Annotated in this window: 27 protein-coding genes and 1 pseudogene; 21 read left to right on the forward strand and 7 right to left on the reverse strand. The window is 65.2% G+C overall.

Annotated elements, in window-relative coordinates:
- Positions 1–44: 44 nt before the first annotated feature.
- The 16 genes from RHCRD62_RS02575 (at position 45) to RHCRD62_RS02650 (ending at position 15803) form a co-directional block, all read left to right on the forward strand.
- On the forward strand, positions 45–1625 hold the full coding sequence (locus tag RHCRD62_RS02575; protein WP_084734034.1) for an ABC transporter substrate-binding protein: 1581 nt from the start codon (positions 45–47) through the stop codon (positions 1623–1625).
- Positions 1626–1890: 265 nt separating this feature from the next.
- Positions 1891–3090, forward strand: coding sequence for an ABC transporter ATP-binding protein (locus tag RHCRD62_RS02580; protein ID WP_253277163.1), 1200 nt, complete (start codon positions 1891–1893; stop codon positions 3088–3090).
- Positions 3087–3953 (forward strand): ABC transporter ATP-binding protein, encoded by an 867-nt coding sequence (locus RHCRD62_RS02585; protein WP_084734035.1) that lies wholly within the window; start codon positions 3087–3089, stop codon positions 3951–3953. The genes RHCRD62_RS02580 and RHCRD62_RS02585 overlap by 4 nt, the downstream gene beginning before the upstream one ends.
- Positions 3953–4894 (forward strand): ABC transporter permease, encoded by a 942-nt coding sequence (locus RHCRD62_RS02590; protein ID WP_050063075.1) that lies wholly within the window; start codon positions 3953–3955, stop codon positions 4892–4894. The genes RHCRD62_RS02585 and RHCRD62_RS02590 overlap by 1 nt, the downstream gene beginning before the upstream one ends.
- A gap of 11 nt (positions 4895–4905) precedes the next feature.
- Entirely contained in the window at positions 4906–5829 is a 924-nt protein-coding gene (locus RHCRD62_RS02595; RefSeq protein WP_050063076.1) for an ABC transporter permease, read from the forward strand.
- A 211-nt stretch (positions 5830–6040) separates the two neighbouring features.
- Positions 6041–7468 (forward strand): aromatic ring-hydroxylating oxygenase subunit alpha, encoded by a 1428-nt coding sequence (locus RHCRD62_RS02600; RefSeq protein WP_050063077.1) that lies wholly within the window; start codon positions 6041–6043, stop codon positions 7466–7468.
- 2 nt (positions 7469–7470) lie between these two features.
- Positions 7471–8058 (forward strand): 3-phenylpropionate/cinnamic acid dioxygenase subunit beta, encoded by a 588-nt coding sequence (locus RHCRD62_RS02605; RefSeq protein ID WP_050063078.1) that lies wholly within the window; start codon positions 7471–7473, stop codon positions 8056–8058.
- Positions 8055–8366, forward strand: coding sequence for a hypothetical protein (locus RHCRD62_RS02610; protein WP_050063079.1), 312 nt, complete (start codon positions 8055–8057; stop codon positions 8364–8366). Before RHCRD62_RS02605 ends, RHCRD62_RS02610 begins: the two co-directional genes overlap by 4 nt.
- Positions 8363–9145 carry a 3-(cis-5,6-dihydroxycyclohexa-1,3-dien-1-yl)propanoate dehydrogenase gene (gene hcaB / locus RHCRD62_RS02615; RefSeq protein ID WP_050063080.1) on the forward strand — a complete coding sequence of 261 codons (783 nt, stop codon included), beginning with the start codon at positions 8363–8365 and terminating at the stop codon, positions 9143–9145. The genes RHCRD62_RS02610 and hcaB overlap by 4 nt, the downstream gene beginning before the upstream one ends.
- Before the next feature lie 39 nt (positions 9146–9184).
- Positions 9185–9382: a ferredoxin gene (locus RHCRD62_RS02620; protein ID WP_050063081.1), complete on the forward strand. Its 198-nt coding sequence runs from the start codon at positions 9185–9187 to the stop codon at positions 9380–9382.
- Positions 9379–10581, forward strand: coding sequence for an NAD(P)/FAD-dependent oxidoreductase (locus RHCRD62_RS02625; RefSeq protein ID WP_050063082.1), 1203 nt, complete (start codon positions 9379–9381; stop codon positions 10579–10581). The genes RHCRD62_RS02620 and RHCRD62_RS02625 overlap by 4 nt, the downstream gene beginning before the upstream one ends.
- Entirely contained in the window at positions 10578–11303 is a 726-nt protein-coding gene (locus RHCRD62_RS02630; protein WP_050063083.1) for a 3,4-dihydroxyphthalate decarboxylase, read from the forward strand. The genes RHCRD62_RS02625 and RHCRD62_RS02630 overlap by 4 nt, the downstream gene beginning before the upstream one ends.
- A gap of 414 nt (positions 11304–11717) precedes the next feature.
- Positions 11718–12290, forward strand: coding sequence for an NADPH-dependent FMN reductase (locus tag RHCRD62_RS02635; RefSeq protein WP_172670987.1), 573 nt, complete (start codon positions 11718–11720; stop codon positions 12288–12290).
- Between the two features lie 2 nt (positions 12291–12292).
- Positions 12293–13441 (forward strand): alpha/beta hydrolase family protein, encoded by a 1149-nt coding sequence (locus tag RHCRD62_RS02640; protein WP_050063085.1) that lies wholly within the window; start codon positions 12293–12295, stop codon positions 13439–13441.
- Positions 13405–15027: a long-chain-fatty-acid--CoA ligase gene (locus tag RHCRD62_RS02645; RefSeq protein ID WP_050063086.1), complete on the forward strand. Its 1623-nt coding sequence runs from the start codon at positions 13405–13407 to the stop codon at positions 15025–15027. Before RHCRD62_RS02640 ends, RHCRD62_RS02645 begins: the two co-directional genes overlap by 37 nt.
- Positions 15024–15803: an IclR family transcriptional regulator gene (locus RHCRD62_RS02650; RefSeq protein WP_050063087.1), complete on the forward strand. Its 780-nt coding sequence runs from the start codon at positions 15024–15026 to the stop codon at positions 15801–15803. Before RHCRD62_RS02645 ends, RHCRD62_RS02650 begins: the two co-directional genes overlap by 4 nt.
- Positions 15804–15901: 98 nt before the next feature.
- On the opposite strand, the gene RHCRD62_RS02655 is transcribed toward RHCRD62_RS02650, so the two are convergent.
- Both RHCRD62_RS02655 and RHCRD62_RS02660 read right to left on the reverse strand, forming a co-directional pair.
- The gene (locus tag RHCRD62_RS02655; RefSeq protein ID WP_050063088.1) at positions 15902–16270 is read right to left on the reverse strand and encodes a nuclear transport factor 2 family protein; all 369 of its coding nucleotides are present in this window, start codon (positions 16268–16270) and stop codon (positions 15902–15904) included.
- Positions 16267–16836, reverse strand: a complete 570-nt coding sequence (locus tag RHCRD62_RS02660; RefSeq protein WP_253277164.1) for a VOC family protein — start codon at positions 16834–16836, stop codon at positions 16267–16269. The genes RHCRD62_RS02655 and RHCRD62_RS02660 overlap by 4 nt, the downstream gene beginning before the upstream one ends.
- A 525-nt stretch (positions 16837–17361) precedes the next feature.
- Here RHCRD62_RS02660 and RHCRD62_RS02665 point away from each other — a divergent pair.
- The 3 genes from RHCRD62_RS02665 to RHCRD62_RS02675 all read left to right on the forward strand — a co-directional run bounded on the left by RHCRD62_RS02665 (position 17362) and on the right by RHCRD62_RS02675 (position 21115).
- Complete coding sequence (locus RHCRD62_RS02665; protein WP_050063090.1) at positions 17362–18207, forward strand: TetR-type transcription factor C-terminal domain-containing protein; 846 nt, start codon at positions 17362–17364, stop codon at positions 18205–18207.
- Positions 18208–18408: 201 nt separating this feature from the next.
- Positions 18409–20073, forward strand: a complete 1665-nt coding sequence (locus RHCRD62_RS02670) for a long-chain-fatty-acid--CoA ligase (RefSeq protein WP_050063091.1) — start codon at positions 18409–18411, stop codon at positions 20071–20073.
- A 169-nt stretch (positions 20074–20242) separates the two neighbouring features.
- Positions 20243–21115, forward strand: a complete 873-nt coding sequence (locus RHCRD62_RS02675; protein ID WP_157050780.1) for an aspartate/glutamate racemase family protein — start codon at positions 20243–20245, stop codon at positions 21113–21115.
- Between the two features lie 74 nt (positions 21116–21189).
- Here RHCRD62_RS02675 and RHCRD62_RS02680 read toward each other — a convergent pair whose 3' ends face one another.
- Both RHCRD62_RS02680 and RHCRD62_RS02685 read right to left on the reverse strand, forming a co-directional pair.
- Positions 21190–21981 carry a phosphatidylethanolamine N-methyltransferase family domain-containing protein gene (locus RHCRD62_RS02680; RefSeq protein ID WP_050063093.1) on the reverse strand — a complete coding sequence of 264 codons (792 nt, stop codon included), beginning with the start codon at positions 21979–21981 and terminating at the stop codon, positions 21190–21192.
- Between the two features lie 710 nt (positions 21982–22691).
- A complete protein-coding gene (locus RHCRD62_RS02685) occupies positions 22692–22934 on the reverse strand; it encodes a hypothetical protein (RefSeq protein ID WP_050063094.1) in 243 nt (80 codons plus the stop codon).
- Between the two features lie 201 nt (positions 22935–23135).
- Here RHCRD62_RS02685 and RHCRD62_RS26280 point away from each other — a divergent pair.
- Positions 23136–24047: pseudogene (locus RHCRD62_RS26280) on the forward strand (ADP-ribosylglycohydrolase family protein); the annotation flags it as partial.
- 45 nt (positions 24048–24092) lie between these two features.
- On the forward strand, positions 24093–24596 hold the full coding sequence (locus RHCRD62_RS26285; protein WP_253277188.1) for an O-acetyl-ADP-ribose deacetylase: 504 nt from the start codon (positions 24093–24095) through the stop codon (positions 24594–24596).
- A 9-nt stretch (positions 24597–24605) separates the two neighbouring features.
- Here RHCRD62_RS26285 and RHCRD62_RS02695 read toward each other — a convergent pair whose 3' ends face one another.
- The 3 genes from RHCRD62_RS02695 to RHCRD62_RS02705 form a co-directional block, all read right to left on the reverse strand.
- The gene (locus RHCRD62_RS02695; protein WP_050063095.1) at positions 24606–25082 is read right to left on the reverse strand and encodes an SRPBCC family protein; all 477 of its coding nucleotides are present in this window, start codon (positions 25080–25082) and stop codon (positions 24606–24608) included.
- Entirely contained in the window at positions 25079–25420 is a 342-nt protein-coding gene (locus RHCRD62_RS02700; protein WP_050063096.1) for an ArsR/SmtB family transcription factor, read from the reverse strand. The genes RHCRD62_RS02695 and RHCRD62_RS02700 overlap by 4 nt, the downstream gene beginning before the upstream one ends.
- Before the next feature lie 67 nt (positions 25421–25487).
- Entirely contained in the window at positions 25488–26108 is a 621-nt protein-coding gene (locus tag RHCRD62_RS02705) for an antibiotic biosynthesis monooxygenase family protein (protein WP_216596605.1), read from the reverse strand.
- Between the last annotated feature and the right edge of the window lie 129 nt (positions 26109–26237).

Genomic DNA, 26237 nt, shown 5'->3' on the forward strand with positions numbered 1-26237 from the left:
CTCGGGTACCGGCTTCGAAGGCACTTCAGCGAGAGGAACAATCCATGAGATTTCCAGGTGTGAAACTGTGCGGCGCCGCTGTGATGCTCGCCCTGGCGGTGACTGGATGTGGTGGTCAGCCTGCCGCGCAGAGCGGCGCAGGGGCGAGCCTGGATGCTGCCGACGCCGACCCGTCCGGGCACCTGCGGGTGGGCTACTTCCTGCCCCCTCGCCCCGTCGATCCCTACACGGTTCCCTCGACCGTCGCGGCGTACCCCTACCTGACCCCGCTCTACGATCGCCTCACCCAGATCGTGAACGGGGAGAACGGCGCGGTGCTGGGCCCGATGGTTGCCACCGGATGGGAGTTCGGTCCGGACGGCCGGTCCGTGACGTTCAAGCTCCGCGACGATGTCACCTTCTCCGACGGCACGGCACTCGATTCGGCGGCAGTGAAGGCCTCGCTCGAGCGTGCAATGCGCCTGCCGGGCTCGACAGTCTCCAGCTACTACTCGATGGTCGAGGGCATCGACGCCGTCGATCCGTCGACGGTGACGATTCGAACGAACCGCCCGGCGTCGGACCTGCCCTACGTCCTGTCGGGCGTCGAGGGGATGCTCATCAGCCCGAATGCCGTCGGCAACCCGGACCTCGACGTGCGGCCGGTCGGGTCCGGGCCCTACGTTCTGGATACCCTGCGCGTCGGCGATTCGGTCTCGTACGTGCGCCGGGAAGGGTACTGGGACAAGTCCGCCCAGCTTCCGGAGCGAATCACCATCACGGGCTTCGCGGACGGCAACGCGCGCATGAACGCGCTGCGTTCCGGCCAGATCGACCTCGCATACGCAATGCCTGTGGACTACGCCCAGGCGTCGAACCTCGGCCGCGGATTCGGGTTCTACTCGTACCCGCCGTCCACCGCGTACGTCGTGAACGTGAACACCAACTCTGCCGACATGGCTCGGCCGGAGGTGCGCCAGGCGTTGAACTTCGCGATCGATCGGGACGGCATCAACAAGTCGATCCTGCATGGTCAGTGCACACCCAATCCACAAGCCGCCACGCCAGGAACTGTCGGATACCTCGATGAGCCGCCGGTTCGGTACGGCTTCGACCCTGAGCGTGCCCAACAGATCCTGGCTTCGGCAGGGGTAGCCGGCCTCGAACTCGAGATCATGGCTCCTGCAAGGGTTTCACCGGTGGTCGAGATCGCGACCGCGGTCCGCTCGCAGTTCGAGAACATCGGGATCAAGGTGAACTTCCAAGAAGTCGATCAGGCTGAGATGAACGCACGTTTCAGTCGAGGTGACGCCTACGACGCGGTCATCAACGGTCGAGTACCCCGTCCGAGTTCGCTGCAGTCGTTCCAGTACTGGTACCGGACGCCGCAGCTGTTCCCCGGCCCCCGCCCCGCCGGCTTCGACGAGGCCCTGGACCGGGCGTTCGACCCGGCCCTCACCCCGGACCAGCAGAACCAAGCTCTCGAAGACACGGCGGCGATCGCAACCGAGCAGGCGATGAACGTCTTCATCTGTGCTACCCCGACCCAGTTCGCATACTCCGACAAGGTCATCGGGGCGACCGAGATGGCGATGTCCCGAATTCAGGGCGTCCCTGACCTGCGGTACGTCGGTGTGGCGAAATAGTCTGCACCCGAGGACGAACGCTACCGAACCCGTCGGCGGTGAGGATACGGCCTCACCGCCGACGATGAGTCGTGTGATGGACCAATACAACGCTGCGCTGGATATCTCATTCCAGCGCAGCGTTTTTCGCTGTTCCGGCCAGGTCAGGACCGATATCGCCGACTTCGTCGGGTGATCCGAGGGTCCGCGCTGGTGTCGACTTCCTCTGACCTGAGAAGTCCCAATCATGTTCGTGGGCAGTGATTGTGGTGCGAGGCATGGGTCGATGCAGGTGCGTCGCGTCTGGAGTTTCTGTTCTGCGGAGCTATTGCATGCTGTGCAGAAGATCACTAGCTTTGATCAGAGATGTGAACTGCCTCATATTTTCTCGGCGCTGCGGGGCGTTCTTTGCCGCGGGCCCACGGAGTTCGGGAGTTGTTACATGAGTATCGATGTCGTTGACCGATCGACGTCGGCGCGCTCTGATGCGGGACCGGTGCTGCAAATCGAGGGTCTGTCGGTGGACTTCGTCACCGACCACGGGTGGACCAGGGTGGTCGACGGGATAGACCTGTCGATACCGGCAGGGTCGGTGGTCGGTGTCGTCGGGGAATCCGGTTCCGGCAAGACGGTGACATCGCTGGCGGTGATGGGGTTGCTGCCCGGCGCGACGTCGAGGGTGTCGGGATCGATTCGGGTTGCGGGCCGTGAACTCGTCGGTATGAGCAATCGTGAGCTGGCGGAGGTGCGGGGCGCCGAGGTGTCGATGATCTTCCAGGAGCCGCGTCGCAGTCTGGATCCCGCCTTCACGGTCGGTTCCCAGATCGCCGAGGTCGTGCGAAGACATGAAGGCGTGGATCGGAAGGCCGCCTGGAAGCGCGCGGTCGAGATGCTCGATGCGGTGGGGATCGCCGATGCGACACGTCGCGCCCATGCCTACCCGCACGAGTTCTCCGGCGGCATGTGCCAGCGGGTGATGCTCGCGATCGCAATGGTGTGCCGGCCGAAACTGCTGATTGCAGACGAACCGACCACCGCACTGGATGTGACCGTGCAGGCGCAGATGCTCGATCTGATGCGTGATGTGCAGCAGCAGGTCGACGTGTCGATCCTGTTCATCACACACGACCTCGGTGTCGTTGCTCAGATGTGCGATGTCGTCAACGTCATGTATGCGGGCCAGGTCATCGAATCCGCACCGGTCGAGAGTCTCTTTCTCTCCCCGCAGCATCCCTACACGCAGGGTTTGCTCGATGCGATTCCGGATCACCGGGATCGGTTGACCCCGCTGAAGTCGATCCCGGGCGCGGTGCCCGCGCCGTGGGACTGGCCGCAGTCGTGCCGGTTCGCGCCGCGATGCCCCCATGCAGGACCGGAATGCGAGGCCGCTTCGATCCCGCTCTCGAGCATCGCGCCGGCCGACTCCCTGCATGCAGTGCGGTGTGTGCGTGCGAATGATCTGTTCTTGGAAGGAATTACAGGATGAGCCCGCTACTGGAAGTGTCGGATCTGGTGAAGACCTATCCGGTGAAGCGGAACATGCTCGGCCGGGTGCGCGAACGTGCCGTGGTGACCGATCATGTCTCGTTCACCGTCGAGCGGGGTGAGACTCTCGGCATCGTCGGCGAATCCGGCGCCGGCAAATCCACTGTCGGCCGCCTCGTGCTGCGATTGATCGAACCCGATTCCGGCTCGGTGATGTTCGAAGGACGCGACGTCCTCGGCCTGTCCCGGAAGGAGTTGCTCGCGTTTCGGCAACGGGCACAGATGATCTTCCAGGATCCGTTCTCGTCTCTCGACCCGCACATGACCATCCGTGATGCGGTCGGGGAACCGCTCTCGATCCACCGTGGCCTGAAAAGAGCGGAGCGGGACGCCGAGGTGACCGCGCTGCTGGAGCGGGTCGGGCTCCGATCCGACCAGCTCGACAAGTATCCGCGCGAGTTCTCCGGCGGGCAGCTGCAGCGCATCGCGATCGCGCGTGCGTTGACCACGGAGCCGGACTTCATCGTGTGTGACGAGCCGGTGGCCGCGTTGGACGTGTCGATTCAGGCGCAGGTGCTCAATCTGCTGATCGACCTGCAACGAGAGCGAGGACTGGCGTACGTGTTCGTCTCGCACGACCTGTCGCTGGTGAGGTTCCTGGCGCACCGGGTGGCAGTGATGCAGAACGGGGTCATCGTGGAGTCCGGTCCCACCGAACAGGTGTTCACCGACCCGCAGCATCCCTACACCAAGAAGCTGCTCGACGCGATCCCGGATCCGCGGGCCCACTTCCTCGCTCGACGCGCCGAGTCCGGTTTCGGCCGAGCGGTGCCGATGACCGCCGGTTCCGTGAAGGAGTCCTGATGGTGAACCTGATCGCGAAGCGGATCGTCTCGGCGATCCCGATGTTGTTGTTCGTGAGCTTCTTCGTCTACGCACTGGTCGATCTCGTTCCTGGCGATGCAGCGACACAGTTGGCCGGTGACAATGCCGGCCCCGAGCAGATCGAACAGACCCGGCAGGCGCTCGGGCTGGACCAGCCCTTGATCGTTCGGTACATCGAATGGCTCGGCGGAGTGTTGACCGGAGATCCGGGGAGCTCGCTCTACAGTTCCCAGACGGTCGTGCAGGTGATCGGGGAGCGACTTCCGGTGACGCTCTCGCTCACCGTCGTGACGATGGCGATCGTGGTGGCAGTCGGACTGCCGGCGGGGATCATCGCTGCGGTGCGTCCGAGCTCGTGGTTGGACCGGGGGCTGACCGTGCTCTCGAGCGTGGCGATGGCAGTGCCGCCGTTCATCGTGGCGTTGGCGTTGGTGATCCCCCTGGCGATCCTCAGCCCGATCTTCCCGGCCACCGGATACGCGCCGCTCGCCGACGGAGTCGGTGCGTGGCTGCAGCATCTGATCCTTCCGTCGATCGCGATCGCCGCCATCTCTGCCGCCGAACTGGCACGACAGACGCGTGCCTCCCTCGTGGACGTGCTGGGACGAGACTTCATCCGCACCGCTCGCGCGAAAGGCTTGCTGCAGAGGGTGATCGTCGGCAAGCACGGCCTCAAGAACGCCGGTGTTCCGATCGTCACCGTGCTGGGACTGCAGGTCTCCCGTGTTCTCGCCGGTGCCGTGACTGTCGAGTTCGTCTTCGCGCTTCCAGGGCTGGGAACCCTCGCCGTCGACTCTGTGTTCTCGCGCGACGTTCCGGTGATCCTCGGCATCGTCATGGTCTGTGCGGTGTTCATCGTGATGATCAACGTGATCGTCGATGCCTCGTACGGCTACTTCAACCCACGCGTCCGAGCCTGAAAGGCACAACCATGATCAGCACGACCGTTGCCGCGGCGCCGCCCAGGTCGAATCCCCTCGTCCACTTCTGGACCACCAGCAGGCCGCTCCGCCTGCTCCGCAGCAATCGTAGTGCGATGGCTGCCTTGGCATTTCTCGTTCTCGTCGCGCTGCTCGCCGCGTTCGGCGGCATGTTGGCGCCGCACGACCCGAACGCTCAGGATCTGTCGAACAGTTTCGCCCCCGCAGGCGGAGAGAATCTGCTCGGCACCGACCTGTACGGCCGCGACAATCTCAGCAGACTGTTGGACGCAGCATCGGTGACCTTCGCTTCGATCGTCCAGGCCGTGAGTGTTGCCGCAGTCTTGGGTATCCCGTTCGGTTTGCTCGCCGGTTTGCTCGGTGGCGTGGTCGGGTCCGTCCTGTCGCGGATCTCCGACGCGTTGCAGTCGCTGCCGACCCTGATCCTGGCCGTCGCCATCGTCGGTGTGCTCGGCCCGGGGCTGACCAACGCGATGCTCGCGATCGGTATCGTCCTCGCGCCGTCCCTGTTTCGGCTTGCTCGTGGGGCGGCAGAGTCCGTCTCCACCGAAACCTATATCGAGGCCTGCCGATCACTCGGCTGTTCGCGGTGGCGGTTGCTGTGGCGGCACGTCCTCCCGAACGCCGCATCCCCGCTTCTCGTGCAGCTCACGTTCTCCGCGGGCGTTGCGATCGTCGCCGAAGCGTCGTTGAGCTTTCTCGGTCTCGGCGTCCAATCACCGCAGACATCCTGGGGGAGTATGTTGCGCGACGCGTTCGACAACGTCTACACCGATCCGACCGCGTTGATCGCCCCGGCAGTCATGATCGTCGCGGCCGTTCTTGCCTTCTCCACGTTCGGCGACGGTCTGCGTGACGCCCTGGAGGGCACCGGCACGACCCGAAAGATCCGGCTGTTGCGGCGAAACACGTGACGAGATGCCGAACCCTCTGCTTCCCGGTGCCGAAATCGTGAACATCTCGGATCTCGGATCTCGGATCTCGGATCTCGGATCTCGGATCTCGGATCTCGGATCTCGGATCCCGGGTCTCGTCTCCGGGTAATGGGTTGACTCGACTGACCCCGCGAGGCAGAATCTGTTTCTGCAATACAGAAACATCCAGTCCTCTTCGAAGTGAGGTCCCATGCGTGACGCGGCCGACGTCCTAGCCAACGTCCGGCGGGGCATGCTCCCCGCACACATCTACAACGACGCCGAGGTCTTCGCGGCCGAGAAGGAGCGTTTGTTCAGCCGGGCGTGGATGTTCGTTGCTCACGAGTCGGAGCTGCCGGAGATCGGTGACTACGTCGTGCGCCGGGTCATGGACAACTCGTTCATCGTCAGCCGTGACCAGTCCGGTGAGGTCCACGCGATGTTCAACATGTGCCTCCACCGCGGGATGCAGGTCTGCCGCGCGGAGCAGGGCAATGCCTCACACTTCCGCTGCCCGTACCACGGCTGGTCGTACAAGAACGACGGCCGCATCGTCGGCATGCCGTTCCACAAGGAGGCCTACGGTGGCGAGGAAGGGTTCGCGCGCAAGGGTCAGCGACTGCTCCCCGCCCCGAGCCTGGGCATCTACAACGGCCTGATCTTCGTGTCGATGGACCCGGATGCCGAGCCGCTCGAGGACTTCCTCGGCGACTTCAAGTTCTATCTGGACTACTACACCAAGCAGAGCGCCAGCGGAGTCGAGGTCCGCGGACCACAGCGCTGGCGGGTCAAGGCGAACTGGAAGATCGGCGCGGAGAACTTCGCCGGCGACATGTACCACACGCCGCAGACCCATACTTCCGTCGTGGAGATCGGCCTGTTCCGCGAGCCGAAGGCGGAGAAGCGCAAGGACGGCAACACCTATTGGGCGGGCAAGGGGGGTGGCACCACGTACAAGCTGCCTCCCGGCACGTTCGAAGAGAAGATGAACTACGTCGGCTACCCCGACGAGATGGTCGATCGGATGAAGGAGCAGTGGTCCCAGGAGCAGATCGACGTCATCGGACGCGACGGCTTCATGATCTCGGCGGCCTCCGTCTTCCCGAACATCAGCTTGGTTCACAACTGGCCGAAGGTCGCCGAGGGCGACGATGTCCTGCCGTTCATCTCGATCCGTCAGTGGCAGCCGATCAGCGCCGACGAGACCGAAGTCCTGTCCTGGTTCGTGGTCGACAAGGAGGCGCCGGAGGAGTTCAAGAAGCTGTCCTACAAGGCCTACCTGATGTGCTTCGGCAGCAGCGGAATGTTCGAGCAGGACGACGTCGAGAACTGGGTCTCGCTGACCAACACGGCAGGCGGTTCGATGGCTCGCCGACTGCTGCTCAACGGCCGTATGGGGATGCTGCACGACGACAGCCCCGTCGTCGCGCCCCTGACCGAGGACGAGTTCTGCGGTCCAGGCGTCGCGCACGTCGGCTACGGCGAGTACAACCAGCGGCACCTGCTCAACGAATGGGCCGACTACCTGGAGATGCCGGCGCCCGCACCGTCGTCCATCGAAGTTGGTGCACCGCAAGTTGATTCGGAGTGCAGCAGCGAAGCGGCAGCGCAGTGCAGCAGCGAGAAGGCGGAGGCCTAGTCATGTCGACGTACATTCCGATCGATTCGGCCAGCTCGCCCCTCGGCCAGAACGCTTCCACGACCGCCGCGGCGGGTCCGTCGCTGGCCTTCGACGACCCGCGGCACCTGACGGCGCATCGCTGGCTGGTGGAAGAGTCCTACCTGCTGGACCAGCAGGACTACGACGCCTGGCTCGAGGTTCTCGCCGAGGACATCCACTACTTCATGCCGATCCGCGTCACCACGGCGCTGGGCACCGGCTACGACACGGCCAAGGACATGGCCCACTTCGACGAGGACAAGTATTCGCTGAGTCGCCGCGTCGCGCGCTTCGACACCGGTCACGCCTGGGCGGAGGACCCGCCCTCGCGTCTGCGCCACCACCTGTCCAACGTCCGCACCTTCGCGACGGACAACGAGAACGAGCTCGTCGTGGAGTCGGCCGTGCTGTTGTTCCGTAGCCGCGGCGATGTGCTCGAGCCCTCACTGCTCTCGGTCGGCCGCGTCGACCTGCTGCGTCTCGAGGACGGCGCCTGGCGGCTCGCCCGCCGGCACATCGCCGCCGACGAGTCTGTGCTGCGCATGCAGAACCTGGCGGTGTTCCTGTGAAGCTCTCCTGGGAAGGCGAGGCGGAGGACGCGGCGGCGGCCGCCCGGGCCAATTCGCAGTTGGGCGTCCTCCAGGACCGACGTGACGGCGAGACCATCGTCATCGCGAACGAGTTCTCGGACATGCGGATCTCGAAGGTGCACACCCGCAACGGTGTTCGGTTGCTCATCGAGTCGCCGAAGTCCGGTCAGTGGATCACGTTGGACGCACTCGAACTGGAGGCGCTGACCTGGCAGAACGAGACGACGCTCTCGGCCATGGTCGGCAAGCCGTTCCAGTCGCTGATTCCCAGCGAGGACGCCTCGTGACCGGCTGGCTCGACGGCAAGCGCACGCTTGTCGTCGGGGCCGGTTCGGGCATCGGCCGCGGTGTGGTCGACGCCTTCCTGGCCGAGGGTGCGAGCGTCGGGGTGCTCGAACTCGACGCGGCCAAGTGCGAGGTCCTCGCGGCCGAGCGCCCCGATGTCGAGGTTGTTCAGGGCGACGCCACCACAGCGGCGGCGAACCAGGCTGCGGTTTCCGCCGTCGTGGATCGCTTCGGTGGCCTGGACGTCCTCGTGAACTGCGTCGGCATCTTCGACTTCTACCGCAAGCTCGAGAGCATCGATGCCGATCTTCTGGACCAGGCATTCGACGAGATGTTCGCCGTCAACGTCAAGTCACACCTGCACAGCGTGAAGGCCGCGACGCCCGCGCTGCGTGAATCGGGCGGCGCGGTCGTGCTCACCGAGTCCACCTCGGCGTACTACCCGGGTAGGGGCGGAACCCTCTACGTCGCATCGAAATTCGCTGTGCGTGGGTTGGTCACCACTCTTGCCTACGAGCTGGCGCCCGACATCCGGGTCAACGGAGTCGCGCCCGGCGGCACCCTGGGGACCGACCTGGGCGGGCTGTCGACACTGGGCCTGACCGGGAACAGACTCGACGGGCCGGACCGGGCGAAGGAGCTCGCGGGCCGAAACCCGTTGGGTGTGGCGCTCGACGGCCTCGACCATGCCTGGAGCTACGTGTTCCTCGCCTCTGACCGGTCGCGTGGCATCTCGGGTCGCGTCGTCCACTCCGATGGCGGGATGGGCATCAAAGTCTAGAAGTCGTGTCCGCGCGACGTACGGAAGGAAGAATCTCGGATGGCAATTCTCAAGGTCAACCTCGAACTGTGCCAGGGCTACGCGAACTGCGTCGTCGCGGCGGACGATGTGTACGACATGGACGACGACGGCCTGGTGGTGCTGCTCAAGACCCGCGTGGACGAGTCGGATCGTCAGCGCGTCGAGACCGCAGCGAAGAGCTGCCCGGCCTCCGCGTTGTGGCTGGAGGACGAATGAGCGGCGGCGTCCTCGTCGTAGGTGGCTCGGTCGGCGGCATTCGCACGGCCCGTGCGCTACGCAACGAGGGCTATGTCGGCAGGGTCACGGTGGTCGAGGCCGAGTCCGAGCTCCCGTACGACAAGCCCCCGCTGTCCAAGATTCCGCTCGACGGTGACGCGCATGTGCCGCTGTTGACCGCGGAGGAGACGCGGGAACTCGACATCGAGCTGGTAATGGGAAGGACTGCAGTCGAACTGCGGCCGCAGGACAGGCAGGTAGTGCTGGACGACGGGGTCGTCCTCGGATACGACGAGCTGGTCATCGCCACCGGCGCGGCCGCGCGGCCGTCGCCGTGGACCGGTCCCGGTGTGCACGTGCTCCGCACCATCGCGGATGCTCGCGCGCTGCGCGCGAGTCTGCGGGCCGCGAGCAGACTGCTGGTCGTCGGCGCCGGCTTCATCGGCGCAGAGGTCGCTTCCCTCGCACGCAAGCAGGGCATCGAGGTCACGATCGTCGACCCGGCGCCCATTCCCATGGCGCGAGTCGTGGGAGATGGACTGGGCAGGCACTTCTCGCAGCTGCACCGTGCGCACGGGGTGGACACCCGCTTCGGCACCATGGTCGACACCATCGAGCACGGGGAGGGCGGCATCACAGCCCAACTCTCGGATGGGTCGTGCGTCCTCGTGGACGCCGTCGTCGTCGGGATCGGCGCGGTGCTGAACACGCGCTGGTTGGAGTCCTCCGGCCTGGCACTGGAAGACGGCGTGGAGTGTGACGAGTACGGCCGTGTGGCCGGTGCCGAGAACATCTTTGCCGTCGGCGACATTGCCCGGTGGTACCAGCCGAGGCAGGGGAAGGCGGCTCGAGTGGAGCACTGGACCAACGCGGTTGAGCAGGCGAACTGCTTGGCGCGCAACATCGTCGCCCCCGACACTCCCGTCGCACACGACCCGGTGGCCTACGTTTGGAGTGACCAGTACGACTGGAAGATCCACCTGTTCGGCACTCGTGACGTCACGGGAGACCCGGTCGTCGTGGAGCAGTCGGAGCCATTCCGGCTCGCCGCGATCTGGCAGGCCGCGGACGGCAGGGCCAGCGGCGGGTTGACCGTGAACTGGCCCAAGGCCTCGGTTCAGCTGCGGCGAACCATTGCAGCCGGTGGCCCGGCGGGCCAGGTCCACGCACAGCTCGTCGACGCGGCGGCGAAGGCATGACGCCCGGGGATCTCGACGAGCTGCGGGCTCTGGTCGCCGAAGGCTGCCGGGTTCTTTCCGCCCGGGATCTGGCGCCAGGGATATTGGGACACATCAGCTTTCGAGTCGACGATTCCCGGATGCTGATCCGGTGCCGCGGACCGCGGGAGCGGGGACTCGCGCACACCACCGCGGACGACATTCGGTTGGTCGGGTTCACCGGGGAGCCGGGCGCTGCTGGTGAACTGGACGGCGGCTACACAGTGCCGTACGAGCTGCCTCTGCACAGCCGGATTCTCCTGCGGCGTCCGGATGTAACATCGGTGGTTCACGCGCATCCGCGCAATGTGGTGGTCGCAGATCTCGCTGGGTTGTCCATCATGCCGATCGTGGGGGCATACGACATTCCGGGTGCGGTGTTGGCACACGGGGGAGTTCCCGTATTCCCGAGGTCTGCTTTGATTCACAATCCCGACCTGGGTGACGACGTGGCCGATTCCCTCGGTGATCGGCCGGTGGTGCTGATGCGTGGCCACGGTCTCACATCCACCGGCACATCGGTGCAGGAGGCGGTGCTTCGCGCCATCTCCGTCGACGTGATCGCGTCGTTGTCGGTGTCGATCGTCTCGACCGGCGGCACCCTGAAGCCGATCGGTGCCGAGGATCTGGCGGACTTGCCGAATCTGGGTGCCGGTCTGAACGTGGGGGCCGCGTGGCGCCATGAGGTGGCCCGGCTCGATTAGTGGCGTCTGTGATCGACCGGATCGCGTTCGGCGATCCGGTCTCGGCAGCGTCACTCCGGGTCGTCCGACCCTGCGTGTTCGGCAGAAGCTATTTCTGTATAGAGCAAACAGCGTGTATCAGGCCAGTTCACAAGTATGTGAAGAATCGCTTAGCGATCGATAGACAAGTCCTTGACGCGGTGACGTACTTGCCTGTTCAATGCTCAGGAACATGGTTTCGATGTGGGGCGGGTCACAACCCCGAAGGGATGTGCTGACGGTGTTGGGGAAAGCGGTTCCGGTCCGGATACCACCAGCGGATGGCCATCGCATCTCGAACCGCGTCTTCGACTTCGGGCACGGAATCGTCCTCGGTAGGCCCGCCGAGGTTATTCGCGGCGAGGCAGTCGTCGCGGTCTATCTGGGAGCTGCATGATGAATGACGGAAAATTCGTGGTCTGCGCGATTGCAGGCAGTCTCCGCGCAGACTCGTGGAACCGCAAGCTTGTCGAGGCGGCCGCGGCGATGGCGCCCGCCGATGTCGATGTACGGATCACGAAGTTGCTGGGCGAGATTCCGATGCTCAACGAAGACGACTTCGGTAACGAAGCAGCGAGCGTCCACGCGCTCCGCGCCGAGGTCGAGGCCGCCGACGCCCTGTTGATCGCGACACCGGAGTACAACGGTGGCATCCCGGGTGTCCTGAAGAACGCCCTCGACTGGCTCTCGCTGCCGCTCGGCCGCTCGGTGCTCGAGCGCAAGCCGGTGGCGCTCATGGGCGCGACACCGGGCCGCCTCGGCACGGCACGCAGCCAGTTCGAGCTGCGTCACACCTTCGTCTTCTCGCGATCTCCGGTGTTGCCGGGGCCCGAGATCCTCCTCAGCTTTGCGCCCGATCATTTTGACGAGCAGGGCAATCTGACTGATCCGATCGTCCTCGAACGGGTCGATCTGATGTTCGCGCATCTGAAGAAGTACGCAAGTCTCAACGAATACGAGGTTGTCTGACCATGACCGGTGCTGTGACCAGTCCGAGTATCCACAAGGAGTTCGTCAGCAGCGAGTCTCCGGGCGCGAGGCGCGCGGGGGCGGGGGGCTACCCGTGTCAGGGGCTCTATTACACGCCGACCGGCAAGAATCCCCGGATCGCGATGATCGCGACGCACTACCAGATCGACTTCTCGGAGCACTACATCGCCGAGTTCATGGCCGAGCGCGGCATCGGATTCCTGGGCTGGAACACCCGGTACCGCGGCTACGAGGAACTCTTCAATCTCGATCAGGCACTGGTCGACATCGGTGTGGGTGTTCGCTGGTTGAAGGAGTGCGCCGGTGTGGATCATGTGATCCTGCTGGGTAATTCGGGCGGAGGGTCGCTGATGGCGGCCTATCAGGCGCAGGCCGTCGAGTCGTGCATCCGGCCCGCCCGCGACATGGAGCCCGCCGTGGGTATCGACGAGCTCATCCCAGGGGACGCCTACATCTCGCTTGCTGCGCACGGGGGTCGGCCCGATGTGCTGACGTCGTGGCTGGACGCGGCCGTTGTCGACGAGGACGACCCGACGCTCACCGATCCGGAGCTCGACCTGTTCAACCCGCAGAACGGACCGCCGTACTCCGAGGAGTTCGTCGAGCGGTACCGTGCGGCGCAGGTAGCTCGCAACCACCGGATCACCGCGTGGGCAAGGGAAGAGCTGGCCCGGGTGACCGCAGCGGGCTACTACGACCGGCACTTCGGCGTCCCCCGGACCTGGGCGGACCCCCGGATGGTCGACGCTACGCTGGAACCCAGCAGTCGGCCTGCGGGCGAGTGCTACCGCGGCGCCACCGAGGTCGCCAACCGCGGTGACCGCGGCATCGGCGCCGGGTCCACCCTGCGGAACTGGTTGCACATGTGGAGTCTCGAAGAATCCCAGTGCCGGGCGGAACAGCATCTGGCCAGGATCACGGTGCCGGCCTTCGTCATCAACCCGGATGGCGATTCGGGTGTGTTTCCCAGCGACGCAGACCGGCTGTTCGACGCGATCGCGAGCGAGGACAAGCAGCGCAAGGACATGGCCGGGGATCACTACTTCGAGGAACCGGCCGGCGCCCGCGCCGCAGTATCCGAAGTCATGTGCGAATGGATCGCGGCCCGATTCCCGAAAGCGTCGTGGTGACGACGACCAGCGAGCCCGACGAGTTGCGGCTCGCGCGAAAGCAGCACTGGGTCAACCACGTTGCTCGCCATGCGTTCGAACGTGGTGGCCTGACCGCGATCGTCTTCGGTGACCGTCGGATCACCTGGGCCGAGCTCCAGCAGCGGGTGGTAGCGGTCTCTGCCGCACTCGCCGAGCGTGGCGTTGGCCGTGGCGACCGCGTCGCGTTGCTGATGGGCAATCAGGCCGAGTACATCGAAATCATGATCGCCGCGAACCGCCTCGGTGCGATCGCCGTGCCGATCAACTTCCGGCTGAGCGTCGAGGAAGTGGCGTTCACCCTCGACAACAGTGGGTCTGCAGTCCTATTCGTGGACGAGTCGGCGGGCGCCACCGGAATCGGGGCGGCCGCTGCGGCCGAGAGCCAGGTCCTGGTCGTCGAGGTCGGCGGGGGCGACGACAGTGCTGACGGTACGACGCCGTACGACGTACTCCTTGCCCACGCCGGTGTCGGCGCTGCGGTCGTCGAGGTAGACGAAGCGGAGTCGGCGCTGCTCATGTACACCTCGGGCACCACCGGGCGCCCCAAGGGTGCGGTGTTGACGCATCGCAACCTGGCGGCGCAGTCGGCCACGAACGTGATGGCGTTCCGCATCGAGATGCACGACGAGGTCAGCCTCTGTGCCGCACCGCTGTTCCACATCGGCACACTCGGCCTCGTGGCGCCGTCGATCCTCATGGGCGCCACGATGGTTGTGTTGCCAAGCATCTCCTTCGACGCAGGAACATTCCTCGACGTCGCGGAACGCGAGCGGGTCACCTCGACGTTCCTCGTCCCCACGCAGTGGCAGGCGGTGTGCGACGAGCAAGAGCGGACTCCGCGTGACCTGTCCAGGCTCCGAGTGAGCTCCTGGGGTGCGGCACCCGCCAGTGACACTCTGCTCCGCAGGATGGCCGAGGTTCTGCCGGGCTCGTCGAGCCTCGCACTCTTCGGGCAGACCGAGATGTCTCCGGTGACATGCGTGCTCGAGGCCAAGGACTCACGCCGCAAGCTCGGGTCCGTCGGGCGTCCCGTACCCGGGGTCTGGGCCCGTGTCGTCGACTCCGAGATGGTGGATGTGCAACCCGGCGAGGTCGGTGAGATCGTCTATCGCGGTCCGGGGCTCATGTCGGGGTACTGGAACAACCCGGAGGCGACAGCGGAGGCGTTCGCCGGCGGCTGGTTCCACTCCGGTGACCTGGTACGGATGGACGACGAGGGCTTCATCTATGTCGTGGACCGCGCGAAGGACATGATCATTTCCGGCGGAGAGAACATCTACTGCGCCGAGGTCGAGAATGCGCTGGCCGGTCATCCGGACATCGCCGAGGTCGCCGTGGTCGGCCGGGACCACGAGAGATGGGGTGAGACCCCCGTCGCGGTGGTCTCGCTGAAGCAGGGCGCCGCGGACCTGACGATCGAGGCCTTGCGTTCCTGGGCAGGGGAAAGGCTGGCTCGGTACAAACTGCCGACCGATCTCGTGGTGGTCGATGCGCTGCCGCGAAATGCCTCGGGCAAGGTCATCAAGAACACGTTGCGTGCACCGGCCGCTACGCTACCCGCGTGACCGCAAAGGAAGCTGCCCCACCGAATCGTCCGCAGTACCCGATCGAGTCCGTTGACAACGCGCTTCGGATTCTGCTGCTACTGGGCGAGCGCCGCAGCATCCGGTTGACCGAGGTGAGTGAATACCTCTCGGTGGCGTCGTCGACGGCCCACCGGTTGCTGGCGATGCTGCAGTACCGCGGCTTCGTTCGCCAGGTCGAGGGCTCGCGTGCGTACGAACCGGGCCCTGCACTGACGACGATCGCGTTCGCGGTCCTTCGCCACACGGACGTGCGGGAGCGCGTGCATCCGGTGCTCGAGCGGCTCTCGGCCAGCCTGGGGGAGACGGTCCACCTGGCCCGGCTCGACGGGAACACGGTGACCTTCGTGGACTCGGTGGAGAGCTCTCGGGCGGTGCGCGTCGGGTCCCGCATGGGCATGACCATGCCGGCCCACTGCACGTCGTCGGGCAAGGCACTGCTCGCCACCATGGACGACCGCGCGGTGCGTGAGCTCTACCCCAGCGAGAAGCTGACGGGTCTCACCTCGCACTCGATCATCAAAAGGTCGGTACTGCTGCGCCAACTCGCGGAGATCCGCCGGGTCGGGTACGCCACCAGCGACGAAGAGTCCGAGGACGAGGTCACCTCGGTGTCGGTCTCGCTCGGAGAGTACGGCGGGTCGCGTTACACGTTGAACGTGTCAACGCCGAAGAGTCGAATGTCGGACCCGACCCGCGAGGAGATCGCAGCCGCGCTGGCGCATGCCGTGGACGAGGTTGCCGCGTTCTTCCTGTGAACGGGACGGAACGAATCCTGCAGCGCAGCAAGCCATGACAAGGAACAGCCCCGCCGATCTTCTCGATCGGCGGGGCTGTTCCTCTCGAGTGGGTTCGGTCAGGCAAAGACCTTGCGGAGTTCGCCCGCATCCATGTATTCCTCGATGCGGCTGACCTTGCCCGCGTCGACGAACACCCGGAAGATCGCCGGGACGTTGACGGTCTTGTCCCCGATGGTCGCCCGGATGATGTGCTGGCGCAGAAAGCCGTCCACGAGGACCGTGCACCTCGGCTCGTCGTATCCGAAGTCGTCGTAGCGGGTGGGGATGCCCGACAGGATGCGGAGGTTGTCCTCGCGGGACTGCTCGGCGTTGTCCCAGTTGTGCCAGATCCTGACGTCCGGAGCGTAAATCTGGTCGAGGACGGAGATCTCGCCCCGCTGGAGGGCAGTGAACATCTTGTCCGCGAGCTCGAGCATCTCGCTCACTTGGCTGCTTCGACGGGCATGCCGAGGCCACCGTCGGAGGTTCGCGGCGCGTGCCTGACGTCGTCCTCGCGCAGCTCACGGGTCCAGGCCGCGAACTCGAGCAGGATGCCGTCCGGGTCGAAGAAGTAGATCGACCGCACGAACGTGGAGTCGCTCTCCTTGAAGCTGATTCCGCGCTCGGACAGGTCGTGGTTGAGCATCGGCCCGGTCTGCACGCCCTTGGCCTCGAGCTTGGCCTTGTACTCGTCGAACTTGTCGAGCGGGATCTTGAACGAGACGTGATTCATCGAGCCGTGTGCTGACGCGATTTCCTTGCCGATACCGGGAATGGCTGCCGGCGCAGCGATTCCCGGCGCGTGCGGCGCTGCGTCGGCGAACCAGAAGAACGCGATGAACTGGCCGCCGCCCATGTCGAAGAAGAAGTGCTGTCCGCCGTTGGGGAGAGCGAGCGTCATGGACAGCTTCATGCCCAGGACGTTTGTGTAGAAGTCGACAGTGCGCTCCATGTCCTGGCACACCAGAGCCAGATGGCACACACCGCCCAGCTCGAACTCTGTGTTTGTCACGTCACATTCTCCTTGCCGTGTGTCGCTCGTCTCGCTGCTGTTCGAGCAAGACGGTATTGCCGGTCGTTCGGTTTGTCAAAAGTTATCGATCGCTAAGTGTCGAACGATGGGGTCGTTATGGTAAAAGCCGACCTCGGCACGCGGGTCGCTCCTTGCGTGTCGAGTGGTCGCGTGTTCCAGCTGTGCCGTGTCCTGCCGACTCGGGCGGCTTCGGTGCGGGTCTGGTCAGCGAAAACGGCGTCGAGTTGCCAACCTCGGCGCTGATCCGGCGTCCGGATTCCGTCCCGGCCGGCTCGCATCGTCTTGTGTCCCGACGTGCATTCCTCGGATGTCTCATGAAGACCGTAGGGGTCGCTCGTTCGGCTCGTCAAGACCTAACGATCGCTAAGTTTCGAACGGGTCGTGTCGTGCTGTCGCGGCGATCGCGCCCCCTGTGGTCCCCACCTGCGCCGGAGATCGCTTGTGTACGACCATGGATGGCCGCACGGCCGGATACTCACGTGCCGGCGGGATACCGTGGTGCGCATGGAGCGGGCGGGACGAATCGGCGGGAAGGGACTCGGCGCGCGGATGCGCGCGGCACGTATCGAGCGTGGGGTCGGGCTCCGCCAGTTGGCGGGGCAGGTTGGCATGAGTCCGTCGTCGCTGAGCGAGTTCGAGAACGGTAAGAGCCTGCCGGGGACAGAGCGTCTGCAGGCTCTCGCAACCGTGCTCGGTGTCCCCCTGGATCTACGTCCGCCCGATCCCGCCCGGTTCGACGACTGGCGGGACTTCGAACGGCAGGAACTCTCGCCGGTCTTTCGGACGGCACTCGATGTCTTCGTGGAGGTCGGCTATCACGCTGCCACGGTCAGGATGATTGCCGACCGGTGTGGCATGTCCATGGCCGGTGTCTACTACCACGTGGAGAGCAAGGATGCTCTGCTCACCGAGCTGTTGCGGAGCGGGATGGCCGAGCTCATCAGTCGCTGCCAGGCGGCTGACGCCGAAGCGGATTCTCCTGAGGAACGGTTGGCGAACCTCGTCGAGTGCATCATCCTCTTTCACACGTACCGTCAGGCCTCGGCGGTGCTCACGTCCACCGAACTGCGGTCCCTCAGCGAGCCCGGCCGAATGCGGCACCTACAAGCGCGCCGGCAGGTGCGGACGATTGTCCAGGCGGCCGTGGAGGCCTGCCGTGACGCGGGGCAGGTCGGGGCTGTGCCGGCATCGTCGACCGCCACGGCGATCGTCACGATGTGTGTTGCCGTTGCGGATTGGTACAACCCGGGCGGAAGTTCGTCGCCGCACGCGATCGCACGGGAGTACACGGACCTTGCACTGGCAATGGTGAGTGCGGGCTCGCCGGATCCCTCGGGCTCACGGAGCTGACGAAGCGGTCGTACCTCGCACTTCGATCCTTGACTTACGCTCTCGGCCTGTGCAATTCTTCGAGAAGAGAATGATTCTGCATGACAGAATTGTGTGGTGGATGGGTGGCCGGTTCGCGTAGAACGCGGGTCATGTGCTGGGAGGCCGCCGTCCGGCACCCCCGCTGGCGCCAGTAGAACAACCGGATTTGAGGAGCGCGCAATGTCCGCGATTGTCACGGGGCATCCGTCGACGAATGACGACTCGTATCAGCTCAACACGACGACGCTGATCCGCCATTCGGCACGCAACTACCCCGAACGCGAGATCGTCTATCGCAACGGCGACGGAGGATGGGGCGGCTACACCTACGCCGACGCGTACGCGCGCATCAAGCGGATTGCCAACGCGCTGACCGACCTGGGCGTGAAACCCGGTGACGTGGTGGGGATCCTGGACTGGAACAGCAAGCGTCATTTCGAGCTGTACTGGTCCATTCCCGGTGTCGGGGCGGTGATGCTGCAGATGAACCTGCGTCTGGCACCCGAGGACGTCGGATACGTCGCCACGCACAGCGGCGCGTCTGTCGTCCTGGTGGACGAAAGCCTGCTGAGCGTCGCGGAGTCGGTGGCGTCGTTTGCACCTGAGGTCACCTGGGTGGTGATGTCCGACAAGCCGCTTTCGGAGATTGCCACCACGTTGACGAACGTCCGCCATTTCGAGGATCTGGTGGCGAAGGCCTCTCCGGAAATCGAATGGCCGATGATCGACGAGAGCTCCGCCTACAGCGCCTGCTACACGACCGGCACCACCGGCCGACCGAAGGGCGTGTTCTACTCGCATCGAGCGATCTACCTGCATACGTTGACCCAGGCCTCGTCCTACGGAATGAGTGCCGCGGACGCAGTCATGCTGATTACTCCGATGTTCCACAGCCAGTCCTGGGGTCTGCCGCAGTCCGCTGTTTACGTAGCGGCCAAGATCGTTCTGCCCGGGCGCTATTCGGCGGAGGACACCGACATGCTGGCAGACGTGATGATCGCAGAGAACGTGACGGTCGCGAACGGTGCTCCCGCGATCTTCCAGCCGATGCTCGACTACATCGAGAAGCTCGACGTCAAACCGGACTTCAGCCGCGCCCGGCTGCTGTCCGGAGCCACCGAGCCCGCGCTCTCCCTCATGCGTGGGTTCCACGACTTGACCGGTGCCGACTTCATTCATGCCTATGGGGCTACCGAAACTGCTCCGATGGCTTTCGTCAACTACGGCCGCAAGGTGACCTTGCAGGGCAAGGTGACGGAAGATGAATGGTGGAACATCAAGCGATATCAGGGTTTGCCCTCCGGTGGTGTCGATGTGCGGATCGTGGATCAGGACGGCAACGACCTACCGCACGACGGCAACAGTCAGGGTGAGGTCCTGCTGCGGGGGCCATGGATCACCGCGCGTTATCACAAGCTCGACGACGACGCCGACAAATTCCTCGACGGCTACTGGCGAAGCGGGGACATCGGGACCATCGACGAGAACGGTTACCTCAAACTCGCGGACCGGCTCAAGGATGTCATCAAGAGTGGCGGCGAGTGGATTTCATCGATCGACATGGAAAACGCGATCGTTGCCCATCCTCGAGTGGTCGAGGTCGCGGTGATCGGTGTCGAGCATCCGAAATGGCAGGAACGTCCGGTCGTGATCATGGTGACCACGGACGGAGAGGAAGTTGCGCTCGCCGAGATCCACGCGCTGCTCGACGGCGCATTTGCCAAGTGGCAGCTTCCCGACACAGTCCTGTACGTCGATCAGCTTCCGCGTACGAGCGTTGGGAAGCTCGACAAGAAGGTGATGCGTGTCGAGCACGGGGACGTCTATCGAGGCGCCCACCACTGAGTGTGGGTCGTGGCCGGTGCGCTGCCGACATGCTTCCGGCGGAGAGCAATTCGGTCGTCGAGTGCGGCCGTCGTTGCCGCCGGATTCCCGTTCTCCTCTTCTGAAGAGAAGTTACTTCTGCTAACCTCGCCGTGGTGACGGTGCTCACATTCGTGAAGAGGAGAGTCAATTGACCAAGCGGATCGCATATTTGGATCTGAAGGGCGGCGCTCAGCGGAAGGGGGCTCGGATCCCCGAGCACGTGATCGCGCCCGGCTTCGCCGTCGACGTGGTGGATACCGAGATCCGGGTTACTCCCGTGGACGCGACCGACCTGCTTCTCTCCGACATGGCATACACGGAAGCGGCCGTTCGAGCCGAACGTGACGGATACTCGGGGGTGCTGATCGGCGGGGTGCCGGACTACGGTCTCGCGGCCGCGCGTGCGGCCGTGGACATTCCGGTGATCGGTAGCGGTCAGGCCAGCCTGCTGGTGGCCGCGGCGCTCGGAAGCCGGTTCAGCATCGTCACGATCTGGCCGGAAACGATGAGCTTCGTCTACGATCGCCTCCTCCGCGAGAATCCGGTGGGCCGACAGTGCATTTCGGTGCGCTACGTCTCCACCCCCGCGGAGCAGAGCACGCTGGCAGACGAGGACAACTTCCTCACACAGATGAGGTCCGGTCGCGAACACATGATCGAGCGCATCCTCGCGGAGATCGAGGGTGCGGTGCAGGACGGCGCCACATCTGTCATTCTCGGCTGCAACTGTATGAGCCCGGTCGCCGATGTGCTCGCATCGCGCGCGAGCGTCCCGATCGTGGATCCGACCACCGCCGGATACCGGCAGCTCGAGTCGATGGTCGCACTTGGTCTGCAGCCTGCGCGCGATCCTCGCGTACCCAAATCGGATCGCCATCACGTCCTGACGGAGATGGTGAAGGCAGCCGATCTCGCGCTCGGTGCGAATGAGGAGGATTGCCCCGTCTGCGTGCTGAATGCCGACGGCACCGCTTCGTGTGATCTGCCGGTAAGCGCGCCTGCTGCCTTCGATCGGGGGTAGCAGGCGCGCGTCGGATCCGTTGGGGATTCAGTCGCTGCGCGATCTGGTTGCGGTCGTTTCGCTGCTGGCCTCACTCAGACCAGGAACGGGACAAGGGCCTTGCGGTCGGTGGGGTAGTCGGTGAACTTCTCCTGGTACCACCGATGGGTGGCCAGCGCCCGCGGGATCAGGTTGCCCGCGGTGATGAGGAGGATGACGACGCCGGGCAGGGCCCAGGTCAGCAGCGCGAATCCAGACCATGCGATCAGTTCCCCGAGGTACGCGGGGCTGGTGACGAACCGGAACCCGCCGCCGAACGGGACGCGGTACTCGGTGGCGCCGGGGTTGTTCTTGTCCCGCAGGTTCCGCACGATCGACTCGGAGCTGAGCAACAGCGCGAAGCCGAACAGGTAGATCGCGAGCCCGACGAGGAAGCGCGGATCCGTCAGCCATTCGGTGGTGTACCTGCCGAAGTAGTCGTTGCTGAACAGGGCGCCGTTGAGGTAGCCGTGCATGGACGTGACCAGCATGCCCATCACGATCACCGAGACGTTGAAGGTGCTGCGCTTGCCGGGGACCTGGCGGATCGCGAGGGGGAAGTACCAGCCGCGGTTCGCGTAGTGCAGCAGCCAGATTCCGGCGAGCGCCAGGGACGCGGGCTCGAACCGGTTCGGTCCGGCGAGGTAGAAGCCGAGGAACACCACAGTCGCCGGGATCTCCATCAACCACCAGCCCAGCTTCGGGTTGAGGTTGAATCCGAGGTTCGTGGAGGAGAAGCGGCCGTAGGAACTCTGCGCGAAGAAGCCACCGATGATCACGAATGCGGTGAACGCGAACGCGGCCGTCAGGACCGTGTCGTAGACGGTGTTTCCGGTGTACCAGTTCATCGAAATCCTTTGGCGGGCAGTCATCCGCGGGTAGGCGTCATCGCGGCCCCATGTTCAGGGACCGTGACTTTTGTAACGTGTTCTACCATGCCGGACGGGCGTCCAGGGGGTGATTGGGCAACCGAGTGGTGTCGAAGCAGGCTCCTGGCCTGGGGGCGGCCCACCCGCCCAGGAGGGGGGTGGGCGGGAGGGCCTACGCCGTGCGCTGAGGGGGCGCGTCGGCGCGCCCGCGATGATATTTCGTGATCCCGAATACTCGCGAGTACCCGACCGCGGGGTTTCATGGACAAAGGTCCAGGATGCGGTTCGGCCGCTGCTCTTCGACTTGCTGTCGGCGACCGGTGGGAAGCATGGGTGTGGATGTCCGGTGGCGGCCGGGCTATCGATGCGGTCGCGGTGGCCGCGAGGCGCGTTCAGGACGCAGTCGAGCGGATTCTCGGTAGGGATTCGCGTGCTCGGAATGTTTGCTCGACGCGGAACGATTCCTGTGACGGCGAACGTAAGGTTGCGGTGATCGTTTCGGTAATTCGGAGATTCATTCACATGGATAGTGCGCTATTGCTCATGCCCATTCCCTCGGATTCGCATCGCGCATCTTCTTTCAATTCTTCTGCGCTCGTTCGGGGGACGCCTCGGCGCGGGCGCAGGTCCTTGTGGACCGGCGCCCGCGCCGGAGCGCGTGGCCACGTGAATCGCGGTGTGTGCCGCGCTCAGCCCTTGGTGATCGACTCGATCAGAGCGGTGAAGTCGCTGAGGTCGATGTCGAAGACGCTGGAACCGTTGCCCACTTCCTCGTTCACCGAGTTGGCGCAGGACATGCCGCCCTCGTTGTGCGATTCGTTGGGTTCGTCGCAGATTACGGACCCGGTTGCGGCCGAGGCGACGCCGGCTGCGGGCGCCATCAGGATTCCGGCGGTGACAATCATCAGGCTTGCGGCGAAGCGGCGATTCATTATTAGTAATCTCCTGTAAGGTCGCATTCGATGTCGGCATTCGGAATTGAATGTCGACTCGCGGACGTTAGCGCAGTGATTCGAAGCCTGCGGGGGAATGCGCGTTTCTTTTGCTTCGGGTGACGGTTGGTCGGCCTTGTCGGCCGCGTGAGACGTGCGCTATGATTAGATCAATAGTGATCTATATAGGGTGGGGTGTACGTGGAACTGAGCGAACAGCAGGTAGACCGGGCCGTCGGAGTGTTGCTCGCGGGTGCAGCGGGTGACGCGCTGGGTGCGGGCTACGAATTCACGCATCCGGCCGCGGACGCGGTGATCGACATGATCGGCGGCGGGCCGTTCGACTGGGCGCCGGGGGAGTGGACCGACGACACGTCGATGGCACTGGCGATCGCCGAAGTCGCCGCCTCCGGGGCCCCGATCGGCCACGATGCGGGACTGGACGCGATCGCCGCCCGCTTCGTCGCCTGGTTCGATTCGAACCCGCCGGACATCGGCAACCAGACGAGGGCGGTGTTGTCGACCCGTCCCGCCGGCGCCGACGCGATGCGCACGCGCGCACAGGCTGTTCGCGGACGCAAGGGGGGCAACGGGTCACTGATGCGCACCGCCCCGGTCGCTCTGGCGTACCTCGACGACGAGCGTGCCTGCCGCGACGCCGCCGCCGCGATCTCCGCCCTCACTCACGACGACGTGCGCGCAACCGAGGCGTGCCAGTTGTGGACGCACGCCATTCGCCATGCGGTCCTGCACGGGACGTTCGACGGTGTGCGAGGCTTCCTGGAGACGGCGCCCTCCGACGCCGCCGAGTTCTGGTCGCCGCTCCTCGATCAGGCCGAAACCGGCTCGCCCGCAGACTTTTCCAACAATGGATGGGTGGTGCACGCCTTGCAGACGGCGTGGTGGGCGATCAGCACGACCGACGATTCGGACTCCGGGCACCTGGTCCGTGCCCTCGAAACGGCCGTGCGCGCGGGCGGCGACACCGACACCACGGCGGCGATCGCCGGGGGTCTGCTCGGTGCGCGGTGGGGCGCCGGTGCGGTTCCGCTCCGCTGGCGGCGGATGCTGCACGGCTGGCCCGGCCTCTCCGCCCCGGACCTGGTGCGGCTCGCCGAAGCCTCGGTTCGGGGCCGCGCTTCGGCACGGTCCGGCCCGGTGATCGAGGTTGTCGTCGGCGACATCACCACGCAACGCGTCGACGTGGTCGTCAACGCCGCGAACTCATCGCTGCTCGGTGGCGGTGGTGTCGACGGGGCGATCCATCATGCCGGTGGACCGCGAATTCTCGCGGAGTGCAAGAAGATACGGTCCACCACTCTTCCGGATGGCCTGGCCGTCGGTGACGCGGTTGCGACCACCGCAGGCAACCTTCCCGCGACGTGGGTCGTCCACACCGTCGGCCCCGTGCACTCGCGCGCGGAGGATCGCTCCGTGCAACTGCGATCCGCCTACACCCGCAGCCTCGCCATCGCGGACGACCTCGGCGCACGCAGCGTCGCCTTCCCGCTGATCTCGTCAGGTTCCTACGGATGGCCCCGTCAGGATGCCGTACGGCAGGCCGTCGCTGCGATCCGCGGCGCGGACAGTTCCGTGGAGCGTGTCGTGCTGGTGGCCTTCGACGCCGCGACCGCGGATCTGTTGCTGCGTGGGCTGGAATGACGTCAGCCGCTACGCGGTCCGGGTGAGCAGTGCGTCGAGGGCCGCGTAGCTGGCGTTCATGCCCTCCTCCATGCCCGAGCCGAGCATGCCGTCCCGGTCCTCGGTCGTGAGGAACAGTGACTCCACCACGATCTTCGTGCGTCCGTCGCCGAGGTCGACGAAATCGACGGAGTCGATCGATGCGTGCGTCGGCATGCCGTCCCATTCGAACGAATACACGAGACGTTCCTGTGGGACGACCTCCCGGAACCGACCCTCGAATCCGTCGCTGCCGCCCTCGTGATGCTCGACGAACCGCCAGTGGCCGCCGACTTCGAGTTCCCACTGCTCCACGTCGACCGGGTTTCCGCGACCCCACCACTGCGCGATCAGGTCCGGCTCGGTGTAGGCGGCCCACACCCGGTCGCGTGGCGCGGCGAAGGTTCGTTCGACATGGCAGTCGCGATCGCCCGATGTCGTGACTGTTGCGTTGGTGGTGCTGGTCATGACTCCTCCTCATGGTTCGGTTCGCGGTCGAGGAACGCTCCCAGGTGGTCCAGTCGCTCGGCGACGACGCGGCGGTGCCGGGCCATCCACGCGGCCTCGAGGTCGAGGGTGTTGCCGCCCAGGCGGCAGTACCGGACCCGGCCCCGCTTCTCGGTCACCACGAGGCCTGCTCGTTCGAGAAGGTGTACGTGCTTCGCGATGCCGGTGAGCGTCATGTCGAAGACGTCTGCCAATTCGGTGATCGTCGCGTCGGAGCGGTCGAGGTGTTCGAGAATTCCGCGACGCGTGGGATCGGCGAGCGCCGCGAAGGTCGTGTCGAGCGGTTGATACTGAACCATCTAGTTCAGTGTTACCCCGCGCATAACCGCTGTCAACCCATGGGGGTAGTCAGCGGGAACGCGTCGATCAGACCATTTCCGGCACGTGCAGGTGAGCGATGGCCAGTTCGAACAGGCAGGTGTCGAGCACCGTGGCGCCCATCTCTCGGGTCACAGCGGTGCGCATCCCGTCGGCCTTCTCCTGGTTGCGTTCGAACGCCTCACGGCTGTCCCAGGTCACCGACACCACCGCGCGGCCCGCGGCGGGGTCGACCATCATGCCGGCGCTGCAGAACCCGTCCAGGTCCTCCATGTGCGGGAGGGCGGTCAGTTTGAAGACGTCGATTGCCCGTGCCAGGTGGCCGGGCTCGAGCTTCAGCCAGGTGACGCGGACACACGAGCCGTGGGGAGATGGGTGATCGCGGTGCAGGGCGGCGATGTCCCAGCGTTCGACGGTCGCCGTGCCGTGGAATATCTCCGTGGCGTGGTCGCGCAACGCGCGGACCGGTCCCTCACTGCCGCGCAGCGCGTCCTCGTCCATCCACGAACTGGTCGCGATACAGCGACCGCTGTCGCGATCGACGAGGAGCGAAAGTCCGGCACAGCCCTCGTAATCCGCGAGTGCGGGCATGACGGTGTCACTCATGTGTTTGATGCCGGCGTCGATGAAGGACGGGTGCGCCAGGATCGTGGTGGAACGTGCGTACACGATCGAACCCCTTCCACTCGAGGCAGCGCCCCGGCGGCGCCACCGGATACCCCCGCCTCTCACCCTCCTCCGCGCCGGAGCCCGAGGCAATGGCTGCGTGGGACCGGGATCGACTACCGGCCGGTAGGT

Source organism: Rhodococcus sp. RD6.2 (genome assembly GCF_001040705.1).
In the GTDB taxonomy this organism is placed as follows: Bacteria; Actinomycetota; Actinomycetes; order Mycobacteriales; family Mycobacteriaceae; genus Rhodococcus_G.